The sequence below is a fragment of the Pseudomonas sp. NPDC089530 genome (assembly GCF_050280705.1).
Lineage (GTDB): Bacteria > Pseudomonadota > Gammaproteobacteria > Pseudomonadales > Pseudomonadaceae > Aquipseudomonas.
In genome coordinates, this window is sequence record NZ_JBNNVU010000054.1 from 26,006 (window position 1) to 37,625 (window position 11,620).

14 protein-coding genes are annotated in these 11,620 nt (G+C 48.3%); 1 reads left to right on the forward strand and 13 read right to left on the reverse strand.

The annotated features are described in order from the left end of the window. Positions 1–52: 52 nt before the first annotated feature. The 8 genes from ACQKQA_RS19570 to ACQKQA_RS19605 all read right to left on the reverse strand — a co-directional run bounded on the left by ACQKQA_RS19570 (position 53) and on the right by ACQKQA_RS19605 (position 5,086). Positions 53–847 carry a lysozyme inhibitor LprI family protein gene (locus ACQKQA_RS19570; RefSeq protein WP_427561135.1) on the reverse strand — a complete coding sequence of 265 codons (795 nt, stop codon included), beginning with the start codon at positions 845–847 and terminating at the stop codon, positions 53–55. A 67-nt stretch (positions 848–914) separates the two neighbouring features. Continuing rightward, positions 915–1,460: a hypothetical protein gene (locus ACQKQA_RS19575; protein ID WP_427561098.1), complete on the reverse strand. Its 546-nt coding sequence runs from the start codon at positions 1,458–1,460 to the stop codon at positions 915–917. A 19-nt stretch (positions 1,461–1,479) separates the two neighbouring features. Then, positions 1,480–1,857, reverse strand: a complete 378-nt coding sequence (locus tag ACQKQA_RS19580) for a hypothetical protein (RefSeq protein WP_427561101.1) — start codon at positions 1,855–1,857, stop codon at positions 1,480–1,482. Positions 1,858–1,884: 27 nt separating this feature from the next. Beyond that, complete coding sequence (locus tag ACQKQA_RS19585; RefSeq protein ID WP_427561104.1) at positions 1,885–2,367, reverse strand: hypothetical protein; 483 nt, start codon at positions 2,365–2,367, stop codon at positions 1,885–1,887. A 55-nt stretch (positions 2,368–2,422) separates the two neighbouring features. Further along, positions 2,423–3,166: a hypothetical protein gene (locus tag ACQKQA_RS19590; RefSeq protein WP_427561107.1), complete on the reverse strand. Its 744-nt coding sequence runs from the start codon at positions 3,164–3,166 to the stop codon at positions 2,423–2,425. Positions 3,167–3,260: 94 nt separating this feature from the next. Continuing rightward, on the reverse strand, positions 3,261–3,872 hold the full coding sequence (locus ACQKQA_RS19595) for a lysozyme inhibitor LprI family protein (RefSeq protein ID WP_427561110.1): 612 nt from the start codon (positions 3,870–3,872) through the stop codon (positions 3,261–3,263). A 51-nt stretch (positions 3,873–3,923) separates the two neighbouring features. Next, the gene (locus tag ACQKQA_RS19600) at positions 3,924–4,508 is read right to left on the reverse strand and encodes a hypothetical protein (protein ID WP_427561113.1); all 585 of its coding nucleotides are present in this window, start codon (positions 4,506–4,508) and stop codon (positions 3,924–3,926) included. A gap of 104 nt (positions 4,509–4,612) precedes the next feature. After that, a complete protein-coding gene (locus ACQKQA_RS19605; RefSeq protein ID WP_427561115.1) occupies positions 4,613–5,086 on the reverse strand; it encodes a hypothetical protein in 474 nt (157 codons plus the stop codon). A gap of 756 nt (positions 5,087–5,842) precedes the next feature. Between ACQKQA_RS19605 and ACQKQA_RS19610 the strand changes: the two genes are divergently transcribed. Next, positions 5,843–6,109, forward strand: a complete 267-nt coding sequence (locus ACQKQA_RS19610) for a DUF3077 domain-containing protein (protein ID WP_427561118.1) — start codon at positions 5,843–5,845, stop codon at positions 6,107–6,109. Between the two features lie 84 nt (positions 6,110–6,193). Here the strand turns inward: ACQKQA_RS19610 and ACQKQA_RS19615 are convergent, their stop codons facing one another. From ACQKQA_RS19615 to ACQKQA_RS19635, 5 genes are all read right to left on the reverse strand, one after another. After that, positions 6,194–6,796, reverse strand: coding sequence for a hypothetical protein (locus ACQKQA_RS19615; RefSeq protein WP_427561121.1), 603 nt, complete (start codon positions 6,794–6,796; stop codon positions 6,194–6,196). Between the two features lie 120 nt (positions 6,797–6,916). Continuing rightward, positions 6,917–7,642: a hypothetical protein gene (locus tag ACQKQA_RS19620; protein WP_427561123.1), complete on the reverse strand. Its 726-nt coding sequence runs from the start codon at positions 7,640–7,642 to the stop codon at positions 6,917–6,919. A gap of 241 nt (positions 7,643–7,883) precedes the next feature. Continuing rightward, positions 7,884–8,405: a hypothetical protein gene (locus ACQKQA_RS19625; protein ID WP_427561126.1), complete on the reverse strand. Its 522-nt coding sequence runs from the start codon at positions 8,403–8,405 to the stop codon at positions 7,884–7,886. Further along, positions 8,402–10,849: a hypothetical protein gene (locus tag ACQKQA_RS19630; RefSeq protein ID WP_427561129.1), complete on the reverse strand. Its 2,448-nt coding sequence runs from the start codon at positions 10,847–10,849 to the stop codon at positions 8,402–8,404. Before ACQKQA_RS19630 ends, ACQKQA_RS19625 begins: the two co-directional genes overlap by 4 nt. 40 nt (positions 10,850–10,889) lie before the next feature. Beyond that, a partial coding sequence (locus tag ACQKQA_RS19635; RefSeq protein WP_427561132.1) for a bacteriophage T4 gp5 trimerisation domain-containing protein occupies positions 10,890–11,620 on the reverse strand: 731 nt, incomplete at its 5' end.

An 11,620-nucleotide genomic window follows, 5' to 3' on the forward strand; every position in this document is an offset into this window, starting at 1 on the left:
TGCACGAAGAACCGCCCTCAAAACGTAACGGCCCAGTGCACTCCCTGAGTTTCTAAAGCGCAAAGTCCGACACTTCACTGAGCATCCAGCACTGCCCACGAACAAACCGGTACTCGATCACATAGTCGGTATCCGGCTTTTGCAATATCACCGAGGCGCTGTCCTCGTGCTGCTCCTTGACCGTCAACGTCAGCCCCTCAATCTCCCGCTTCGCCCGATCCGGTATCAGCGGAAACTTGATCTGGGCCTCATTCAAGGCACATTTCTCGGATGTTGGTTCGGGGTCACCGGCCACCGTCGTCACAAATTGCAGCGGTCGTTGAACAAAGGCTTTCTGGACGACCGTGTGCTGCGCAAAAGACGCAAGGAACGCGTCGAAGTCAACGGACGGACAAGCGACCTCCGGAACCTGAGGCGCCAATACGCCTTCCCCGTGTACGGAGCCACCCGAGATGTCACGCACGATGCTGTCCAAGTAGTCCGAGCGCTCCAGGCTCATTCTGGCGATACAGTTATTGATCGTCGTGACATGCGCCGCCGTGCCGGGCTCAATATCCGTGGCCTCAAGCGGGCAATTGGTGTCTCGCAACTTGATCCAGGCACGCTGCGAGTCCCTGGCCATGGCCACGAAAACCTTCCCCTGCCCAGGGTTCGCGTATTGCTGCGACTCGAACCGCGCCAAGAGTTTCTTGTAAGCGTCATTGAGCCTTACGTCGGCAGCCTGGCGAGCGATTTCGGCACACTGGTCTACCTGCGCACTGCCGGCGATCTCTTTGCAGCCGTCCTCAGCCAGCACATTCGAGATGGGCATTAGCCCGAGTAACAGCAATGAGAAATGGCTAAACATCTTCAATTTTTCAGGCCTTGAGTAAGAAATCGCTCGAATTGCCGCGCTCGTGAGCCATACCGCAGGATTAAGGCTGCCCATAGCTGACTCTCTTTAGCGTGGGACTTTCTTCACGGAGCTGTTTCGCAGTGACGCCATAGGCTTTGATCAGCCCTTCAGACGAGCCCTTCGATCCGAACGACCGGTAGGCATTGCTGTAGCTGTATTGCTCCAACCGCCCGGCCGTCGAGTAATACCCGTGCCATTCCGGGCAAGCACCGCAACCGCCGTAGCCGCCAATTGAGACCAGGCTGCCTTTAGTGCCATTCAAACAATCCATCGTTACTACAACGTTGCTCAACATCGACGTCGCTGTGCCGTCAGACGTCCGTTGTGAAACCTGGTCGATATCGCGTCTGAGCAACTTGCCGCCGATGTTGATCGTCTGGTCGGAGCAAACCGGGAGCATCTGATCCTCATTGGCTTGCACCGTCACCGATCGACAAGACGAAACCAACACCACTTCAACGCCGCCACATTGCATGACATCGCGTTGGGTGTACGCATCCGTTGGAGCCGCGGAGATTGAAAATGAGAGCGGCAGAAAGCTGCCCGCAAGAAGAAGCCGATTCATGGAGCATTCCTTTTCGCCGTTAACCGGCCTGTTGGCCCGCCAGGCACGTTGCATAGCCATTGGCGAACTTGGCATCGAATGACAACTCCACCGGCTCTTCCAGCTCCGCCGACGTATTGAGCAGCACTTGGGTGGCCGGGGTGTATGTGATCCAGCCGATGCTTCCGGTGCCGTCCGTGTCATAGAACAGTTGTGCATGCACCATTTCACCGTCGTCCTCGTCGATCAGCAGATTGACCTTGTCCTTGCCGACATAACGAAACGGGAAATTGCTGCTCCTGACCAACTCGGTGAGATAGCCGTAGCAACCACCCTCATCTGCAGTGGCGGGCATGGTGTAAGCGAGAGGCAAAAGTAGAAGTGCACTCAGCATCGGCCGAATGAAAAAGCAGTTCATCCAATCTTCCTTAATCAACGGTGGTGATTACGATTCTCTGATCGTCAGCAGTCGGAACTCGTTGTTCACAAACTCGTAGTAGCGATCCCTGTCACGGCTTTCTAGCTGATTCCCTTGCGCATCCTCTTCGGCATCGAGCGTGATGCCGGAAATGATGATCAAACGGCTGTCAGGCTGGAAGGACAGGCTAAAGGTATTGCCGTCATAAGCATTCGGTAGCCCGGCAACGACATCTCCCGTGCGAGCGTCCAGCACATCGCCACAGACGGCACCGCCACCACAGCCGACCTTGTGCAGAATGTAATGGCCGGCAAAGTTGACCTTGCCTTCGAGGGCCTGCGCTCGCGCACGATCCATCATCGGGCTGCTGTTTTCCTGCGGCAGCAAAGCATGATTGGGGCCTTCAAAGACTTCCGTGACGTTTAAGTCTTTGAAGGAGGGTGCAGCGGCAAAACACGAGGACGCCGAAGCCGCCAAGACGCTGCTCAATAGAACCGAAAGTCCTTTCATGTTGAAACTCCGTACGTACAGCAATCTGAAATGAACACTAAAAGTCGCGTGGCTGTTACTCAAAGCCAATGGTTCGTATCACTGCTTTGATGCCTTCAAAAGCCTCGGCGCTTAACGTCAATGGAGTGGAGCCGTTTTCCGTGGAGCCCACCAACACTTGATCGCCATGCACCAGACAAAAACGGATGCGCGTGAAGAGCTTCCTGGTTTTTTCGTGGTACCCAATGATGAAGCCGGTCGATTTCGGCCCACTCAATGACTCAAAAACATACGTCTCCGGCCTTCCCGCCAGATGAGTAGGCACCCAGCCACGATCTATCAGTGTCGCCGGGCATTTAAGATCGTTGTTCTCTCGGATCAACTGAAGCTCAGGGCTTGTTTCGATCGACATTGGCACTTCGGGCGTGAGCCCGGAAAAGTTCGCGGTATTTTCACACATACCTCCGAACCAAACCTCGCTCAAGTCACCGGGCTTTTCAAAATGCCATTCATAACCGCTTGATAACTGGGCTTGCCACAAGTAGGGGGCGGTTGAATCCTTAGGTGTTTCTTTCGATGCCATGAACACGAGATCTGGTGCATTGAACTGAAGAAACTGATCCTTCAAAAGGGATAAAGAAAATCGGCAGGGTGACATATCGATCACGGTATCGGCAGGCCCCCGAACAAACCGCGACTGGCCCATGGCAGTGCCGACCGCCACCGCATCACTGGCCCTGGCAACGGAAAGGCTGGTCTGTGCAAACACAACCAGCAGGACCATCAATACCTTGATCCACTTCGCTTTCATAAAACTCATTAACAGACATCCCTGTTCATGGTGTATCGAGAGGCTACTCAGAAGGCAAGCCATTAACCCCAGTGGTTTGCCTAGTATAATTTTAGAGCGTCACTCAATAGATCGGCATTTGAAAACGCATCCTAGACAAACACCGACCAGTAAATTCACCATAAATTTTCTGTGTCATCATACAGTTCTTTTCTGCATATTCAGACCAACCCGATCCAAAATCCATATCCCCGCCCATATATGCAACAGCCTTAGCATAATCCATGGAGGTTGTTTTTTTATTCACAATGGATACCGCCTTATAGAATCCATCCCCAATGACACCAGTTCGCAGATATACAATTTCACTTACACGAAAGCTCGTGAACTGGTTCAAACAAGAAAGTCTTTCAATGGGAGCTTCTTGGCCGGAAGACTCTTCATCATTACATTGCTCGTCCCTTAGACGAATCCAGCTTTTTTGTGCAGAAACCAAGTCAGCCTTAAGATCAGGGGATAGCTCATCAGAAAGAGCCTTATACTGCTCATTTAAAATCTTATCGATTTTTGAATGGGAGGCTTGAGCGCAGCGTATTATGCCTGAGTTCACCGTTGTATTAGCATCACACTTGGTATCTGCCATCACCGGGCTAACGAATATCATTAGACACCCTAAAAACGCCATAGCCTTGCCAGTTATCTCCAGCAATTGCATTTTCAGCACCCCACCTTTCACAAGCTTACTCCCAATGCTTTACTACGCCAGACTCAAATACACCCTCAAAAATTAAGGATTGTCGTATATAACCTTTTGTGCAAAATGGCCCTCATCAATTAAATCTTTCTCTTTAATACCATACCGACTAATTAGATCATCGAAAGACCCAGAAGAACCAAACGAACGGTATGAATTGCTAAAGTTATAATAAACCAACGCTCCATCTTTCGAGTAGTAACCGTGCCATTCTGGACAAGAACCACACCCGCCATAGCCACCTATGGAAACTACACTTCCCTTACTACCTTTTAGACAGGCCATAGAGACAACTACATTTGATAACGATTTTACATTTTTACCAGAGCTTGTGAGTTGAGAGACCTTATCGATTTTACGACGACTTTCTTTACCATTAATATTGATAACTTGATTAGTGCATACCGGCAACCCTCCATGAGCTTGGGATATTTCTACTGTATCCTTCAGGCAATGCGATACCAACTCCACTTTAACTCCATCACAACTCATGGCATCTTTCTTTATATACGGCTCAACATCTGGAGAAGACACAGCTAATCCAGGCGATAAAAAGACAGAAAAAACAAACCACTTTACTATTGAACACACACAAAAACCCCTACTCAATAAAATCATAAATAAAACCCACCCTCATGTATAAGCCACTTTCACCAGCCAACATCAACGACCTCATACTTTTCAGACGACATATATCTTTCCAACGCCAATCAAGCCCAATATCAGATTCCGCATCGAATACCATACATCTTTACAACTTCGACCTGTCCTTGATATATAAACTTAACCTTTACATCTCTATCATCAGACTCTTGGTATTCGGAGAAATTATATTTCTTGAGTACCTTATATAAAATCTTCAGCTCTCCATCTCTTGAGCTATAACTTCCAGTATTTACGCCTCTATCCTTGCCAACCAACTCAATGATGCTTCCATTTTTCTTGAGATAAATAAAATTTTCTATTTCTACGACAGTCAGCGGTGAGTTTTCGTTTGCACCGGAAAGGCTGTATTGGCACCTGTAATTTTCATCCGAATGCTCTTCATTGAACTTCTCCAATGCCTCTTCATAGGTGATAACGTCAAACCCTTTGCTTATATTATTTTTCTCCGCACATACAGCCCCACTCAGCAAAAGCAAACATGCTAGTGCGCGCGCCATGAAAATTTTAAAAAAAATGGTCTGAAAATTCATGTCAGTTCCTAACAGTTCATGCTGAAAACACAAAAAAGCCTTCGGCTTAACCTTCTCCGACCCCCATTCACCAACGCCTCATCCACCAAGTTCCCCGACTTTTCCTTATCCGGCAGCTTGATGCCAATCCCGGAGCCCCCCCGGAGCTCCCCCGGCCTAGAGGTAGACTTCCTGGCCGGTTTTGGTCAGTAGGGCGAGCCTAGTTTGATGTGCTGGTTTTCATCCATGTACCTCGGTGGAACTATGGAAAAGTGGCTCTCAAAGTACTGACGCTACCAAGCAGAGCACCTAACGACTGTAGGAAAACACCAAATATCGACAGGAGAATTCCTATTTGATGTACGACTCATGAAGATCTGTCTGGAGCTGCTACCAAGACCCACGGAATACGCCTCGTCATAAAATGCAGTAATCCTGTCGTTGCAGCCGCATACCCTCCCCGTTATCCTTCCGCCGTCGCTGCAAAATCAGCGGCCGGGCCTGGAAACCCGAAGAGCAAAAAGGCGCAACAGCAGCGCCCAGACCATCAAGTGCAGGCGTTTTTTTTGCGCCTGCATTTCTGTGTCATGGCGGCTGTGCGTGGGAGACCTTCGGGTCTGCCGGGTTCCTTTTGCCTCGGTTTTCCAGCCCGCGTACAGCTGCCACCCTTTCGCCTGGAAACGAAAACGGCAGCTTCTTTAACGTAAAAGGAGTTACGCCAATGTACGCATCCCACCTATACCAACCACACCATCTGCAAGCAGCAGGAGGTGTGCAATGACCACCTCTATCAAAACCATCGGCATCGTCACCTTCGCCGACTGCGGTGAAAAAGAACAAAGCTTGTTCCGCGTCAATCCAGACATCCCAGCCCGGGAAGCCTTGGAGCATGCTTCCAACCTGTTCTATTACGCCAAAAAACTCATGCTCGATGCCGCGATGGAGGAGCAAGGAGAGCGTTATGCTTGGCCGGCTTACTATCTGTGCGAAATGGGTAAAGCCGTAGTGGATGACATTTCAAACTCCATTTCGCCAAGTCAGTAAAAAACAGTACTCACTAGGCATTTAACCCATAGAAGGCAAGCCATTAGCACTAATGGCTTGCCTAGTACAATTTCAGACAACCTATTAACCTTCACTCATACCAGAACACTCATTAATATCAGCAGCGACCTTATGCTCCCCATAATTTATTACACATAAAGGCTTCTTAAAGCTCCCCGACATTTCCTTGCAGGCTTTACTATCTTTTTTCTGATAAACACATTGCGTATCAGAAATTATCAACTCCCTACTTGGTGATAAAATAGTGATCTTTTCACTACTTAGCTTGTAAACACTTTCAAATATAGACCCACCGGACTGAACAATGTTTTGATAAGTCCCATCCTCAAGTTCCGTTGCGCTAGCTGGGATATCGCCGATGTAGTTCGCCTCTTTACTTCCAGACAAAACAAAATAAATCATATTTTGAGCATTAAGGCCAAGATCATCACTACCTGGAGAGGAAATCACAAGAAATCCTTTCGCTCCATCTGAATACTCTCTATATGTATATTCTGAGCCGCACCTTCTTTTTGCCTTCTTTATGAAAAAGACATCTCTATTAGAGAAGAGCTTAATCCCTCTCCCCCCTTCACTCTCACTCCTGCACCCCAATGGTCTTTCTGCAGAACCACAAAAAGCCGAACCGTAATAGAACAATGCAAATATAACGATTAGATGCTTCATCCTAATGCCGCCTTATTCATCTGGAGCGATAGCAATTTTCAAAATGTGTGAGTGGGACAGACTAGAAAAACCCGCCCCATGCTCTTCAACTTATTCGTCGACCAAGGCACTCCACTACTATCAGAACAACTTATTCACGGAGTCACGATCATATCTGATAAATTTCTTCTCTAGGCCTTCAGATGAAACATCTAAATAGGCAGGAGAAGCCAACTCATCAAACTTATAAACAGAAAATACTAAGCTTGAACCAAACGAGTATTTTTTAGCTTCTTTCTTGAGCACTGCTTCAGGCACCGAGGTGCTCAAATCTTTCTGAGATTTATAAATACGAAAAAACTCCGCACCACCAAATTTTGATTCTTTTACCTCCAGTGACATCGGAGGTGTTTTCAAAAGCTGTGCTATTACAATATTGGCAGTCGAGCTTTTCCACTGATCTGAGAATTCATAAACTACATCCTCATATCCCTCTGCTAGAGGGTGATCTAGACCACACACGGCCTTGTTAATCAAAATGCCGTCTTGTTCATTCCGAATACTGACATAGATACAATCTATTACAACTTCACCATCGTGTCTTCTCAACGTGAAATACGCTTCAAAAGGCGAGCGCGATGCTAAATTCTCATAATGCAGCGCTTTGCTACCGTCAAAATCCACAAGCTCTCTAGTAATCTCTCCCTCACTACCAACGACCCCCTCAATCGTTTTGCTGCCACCCGACCAGGTTACACTTAAAGCTTTATTATTCGAGTCCGCAACATAAACATCACCTTGTGCCAATGCAAAGTTAGTTAGCACAACAGCCACAATAGCGATGGCAATCTGATATTTAAACCTCATATTTATTTTGTCTCCGGCGCAGTGGAAGTGACTTTTAATATCGCTTCAGACTTGACAACATAGCTCGCAAGGAGAGCGCTACGCTTGGCCGTTTTACTATCTGTGCGAAATGGAGAAAGCCGTCACACTCAATATTGAATTCTATAACTCCCAATAAAAACATTGGCGAGCGAGAAACTAGGCGACGTCACAAACGCCGCCGCTTACTCATACAGAAAATAAGCCCCATTCTAAAAATTGGTCATTCGCACTTGCCATCACTAATATTTGGCTCGATGCTTCTATTTCCTGTTTCATACCAATCACCGAGAAGCTGACTTTCACAGTAAGTTCTCCTCTCATCATCAAAATAGAATGCTAAAACCTCATCCACCATTGCTCCGCGGTTTGGTAGAAACAGCTTAACCTTATACAGTATATCTGGCATCGAAGCTCTTCTGAAAGTATTGACTTTCGGACTACCGAAAAACTCACAAGGTGCACCACTAAACAATAGCGACAGCGAACCACTATTAGAAACATAAATTGCACAATTTTTTATTGAGTCATTAAAAACAACAGCACTTACATATCCACCTTCCCACTTCAATGTACCACCAGGAAACTGATGAACATCCTTTACATCAACTTCATTTTCTTTAGCAATTAATTTTTCTATGTCGCCTGGGAGAGGAGAAACTTCAGGAAACCATAAGCCTGAGTCCCCCCAAGAAAAGCCTACAGATGAAAAAAAAATGAAAAAAAACGAGAACATATTCTTCATACAGGTTTACTCATAGAAAAATTAATCGTGACTGATTGACGTGGAGTGGTCACAGTTTCGGTTATCGAAACTGCAACAGAGTCGCTCAAATATCTATAAACATATTGTGCATATGCCTGCCGTTCATGGTAGCCATTCCCACCACCATTCACCAACACAGAGATACTTCCTACTCTAGTTGTATTGAATTCCTTATCACACTCACGATTGATATTTCTATCACCACTACGATTTATTACATTAGAGGCCCAAAAAAAACCGCCACTATCGCATGCATTATATGAATCAGACTTAATCAGATTTGGGTCATACCTAGGAGCCCAACGCTTCGGGGTTCCTACAACGACAACTTGGTTATTCGAGTTTTTTCTTGTGGGATCCTCCCAATAATGGGTCGACGTTGCCGTTATTCGGGAGTCAGCATATTGATTATTTGTTACAGCCGGAAGCGCTGTGGACCTATACTCACCATATCTCTCGTAATTACCAGCCCATGTTAATTGCATTATACCCCTACCATAGAATGCCGCATAATATTGCGCCATGTGAATCCTAGGATTCGGGCTTCCAGAACCATATTCAGAAATAGTTCGCCAACGATCCGTCTCCAATATGGTTTGAGCCAGAAAATGCGATCTCCGTGCAACACTCACAATTCCGTACTTAGTCATGATTTTATTCATATTTACATAGTGCAGCTGAAACCTAGACTTCGCTGTAGCATGCGATATTTGATATATTGAGGCCGCTCCTGCCGTATGGCAAACCCAAGTAGAACCGGACACCTCATAAAAATGATACTTTGGCAGCGTATACGCAAACTCCTCCAGGCTAAGCCAAGAGCATTTCCTGAACACGCGAATAAACTCAGTCGGATGAAAATGCCAGTGCTTACTATCAATACCAGCTAGGTTTGCCTGCTCCCAGAAAGCCAAAGAACTCTGATAAGCCTTCAATTTTTCGTATTTATCCTGCGGCATCGGTCCACCGCTCGACACTTTAAGCAACCAATCATAACGAATATCAAAGTCAGTCGATTTCCATTCAGTTGGAAACTTACAAACCAATCGCTTTATTTGTTTCTGTATGTCCGGCGAGCTCAGCCGCGACATGCTCAACTCATGCTCGTTTGAGTATCGCTCAGATAACTGCTCTTTTTCTTCTTGGGAAAGAGCCGCATACCCAGGTGATTTCGCAATACTTACCGCATCATTATTACTTGGCTGCACCGTGTCTTGAGTCAGATCCAGCAAACCTCTGATAAACGGTGACTGGCAATGGCTATCGGTATCCACATCGTCATCAATCAGCCTCCAGCCTTGCCATTGCGGAAAGTCGGCATCGCTAAACTTTGTCACCGTCGGTGAATTTAAATTGACCCAACCTACTTTGCTCTGTTCACCTGCCTTACCAGGAAACTTGATCTGCCGCCAATGGGCAGCATCGGCAGGTTGAATGGTATCCGGCCCTAGTATCCGACCAAAGCGCAATAGTTCATAACCAGCGCTAGGAGACTGTGGATAAAGTTGGCTCGCGGTGGTGTAAAGTTTGTACTCGTAATTGGTTTCTTCCTGCTGCGCACCTATTTCTACTCCGCCGGAATAAAAGGACGTTAGAGTGCACTGCCCCCTCTCATAGTTCATACGCACAAAGATGCCTTGCTGCAACTGCGAGGCTACCGCCCACTCGTAGCCATCCACTGTAGTGAGGGGGGTTGCGGGAGAGGCAGGGTTGCCGGCCTCTTGAACTGGAGTATTGGTCGGCATGGCCGGGCAGCGATAGACAACGGGGGCATTATTCTGGGATTGACGACGGTCACTGGGGGCCGCGCCATATAGCAGTACTTCCGGTGGAACAAAGAAGTACACGTCCCCCCAACAACTGTCTGTTCGACCGTTATTTGACTGATAGTCGAGGTCTCGGGTAGCCCTCCCCACCAGATGAGCTATCTGGCTCTGGTCCGCCACAATTTCAAAATGGATTCGGCCCTTGTCACCATAAATGCTGCCAGCTTCACCAAGGTTGTCTTTTCGGTAGATGGCCATACCTACTTGAGGCTGGGTCAGGTTGATCTTCGATAGATGCATGTAGATTGAATAGAAAACGACTGTCGATTGAGCCCCCTCTCCAATCTCGGTCTCATGACGCAACACTATGCAGCCATTATCGGTCCAGCCGCGTCGGAAACGCAGGGGATGATCTGTATCTACCTCAGCATCAGGATTCCTAAAGTAGGCGAGCTTGCCATCGGCAATGGCTCTGACGGGTAGAAAATTCTCGTTTTCTTGTGGAGAACTTAGATGGACTCCGCCGTGCCAATTGAGATCAAAACTCAGCGGAAATCCACCATCACCAGGCACACCACCGACCATGGCGCGCGCAAGGAACGCCTCATCGGTTTCTCCTGCAACAGGAGCAGGAAGAAAAGGAGGGCTAATAATCATCTTGAAGAATCCTTGTCCATATTGACGCTAGTTCTGTCGTTCATAGTGAGAATGGGTAATCGAAGGTCGGCTTAACCTTCTCTGATGGCGCATTCACCAACGCCTCATCCATCAAACTCCCCGCCTTATCCCTATCCGCCGCCCCCGGCAACCCCGGCGGCTTGATGCCGATCCCCGTACCACTCCCCGCCGCTCCCCCCGCATTGATCTTCACCACCGGCCCCACCACCGTGACGCCGCCGGCATCCAGCTTGATAAAGCTGCCGCCGGCCTTGATGGTCAGTTCGCTGCCGGCTTCGATGACCATCTTGGCCCCGGCCTTGAGGTGGATTTCCTGGCCGGCTTTGGTCAGTTGCGCGGTGCCGAGTTTGATGTGCTGGTTTTCGCCCACGGTGAGGTGGTCGTCGACGCGGGTTTCGGTCTTGCGGTCGGCGTAGGTGATGCGGTGTTCTTCAGCCTTGAGTTCGGTGTAGGTGTTCTTGACCACGGTGTCGTGGCGTTCGTGGCCGATGCGGATTTTCTGGTCGTGCTCGATGTTTTCGTCCCAGTCGCGCTGGGCGTGGATGAAGATCTGTTCGGCGCCCTTTTTGTCTTCGATGCGCAGTTCGTTGTAGCCGGCGCCGCCCGGCGAGCTCATGGACTTGAACACGGTGCGGGTCTTGTTCGCCGGCAATGGGTAGGGCACCGGGTGTTCCTTGTGGTACAGGCAGCCGGTGATCAGCGGCTGGTCGGGGTCGCCTTCGAGGAAGGTCACCAGCACTTCCATGCCGA

Bases quoted from the DNA above. Each gene is read 5' to 3' on its own strand.
- ACQKQA_RS19615 (WP_427561121.1), bottom strand. From the start codon at position 6,796: ATGAAGCATCTAATCGTTATATTTGCATTGTTCTATTACGGTTCGGCT.
- ACQKQA_RS19620 (WP_427561123.1), bottom strand. From the start codon at position 7,642: ATGAGGTTTAAATATCAGATTGCCATCGCTATTGTGGCTGTTGTGCTA.
- ACQKQA_RS19580 (WP_427561101.1), bottom strand. From the start codon at position 1,857: ATGAACTGCTTTTTCATTCGGCCGATGCTGAGTGCACTTCTACTTTTG.
- ACQKQA_RS19610 (WP_427561118.1), top strand. From the start codon at position 5,843: ATGACCACCTCTATCAAAACCATCGGCATCGTCACCTTCGCCGACTGC.
- ACQKQA_RS19585 (WP_427561104.1), bottom strand. From the start codon at position 2,367: ATGAAAGGACTTTCGGTTCTATTGAGCAGCGTCTTGGCGGCTTCGGCG.
- ACQKQA_RS19630 (WP_427561129.1), bottom strand. From the start codon at position 10,849: ATGATTATTAGCCCTCCTTTTCTTCCTGCTCCTGTTGCAGGAGAAACC.
- ACQKQA_RS19590 (WP_427561107.1), bottom strand. From the start codon at position 3,166: ATGAGTTTTATGAAAGCGAAGTGGATCAAGGTATTGATGGTCCTGCTG.
- ACQKQA_RS19605 (WP_427561115.1), bottom strand. From the start codon at position 5,086: ATGAATTTTCAGACCATTTTTTTTAAAATTTTCATGGCGCGCGCACTA.
- ACQKQA_RS19575 (WP_427561098.1), bottom strand. From the start codon at position 1,460: ATGAATCGGCTTCTTCTTGCGGGCAGCTTTCTGCCGCTCTCATTTTCA.
- ACQKQA_RS19625 (WP_427561126.1), bottom strand. From the start codon at position 8,405: ATGAAGAATATGTTCTCGTTTTTTTTCATTTTTTTTTCATCTGTAGGC.
- ACQKQA_RS19600 (WP_427561113.1), bottom strand. From the start codon at position 4,508: ATGATTTTATTGAGTAGGGGTTTTTGTGTGTGTTCAATAGTAAAGTGG.
- ACQKQA_RS19570 (WP_427561135.1), bottom strand. From the start codon at position 847: ATGTTTAGCCATTTCTCATTGCTGTTACTCGGGCTAATGCCCATCTCG.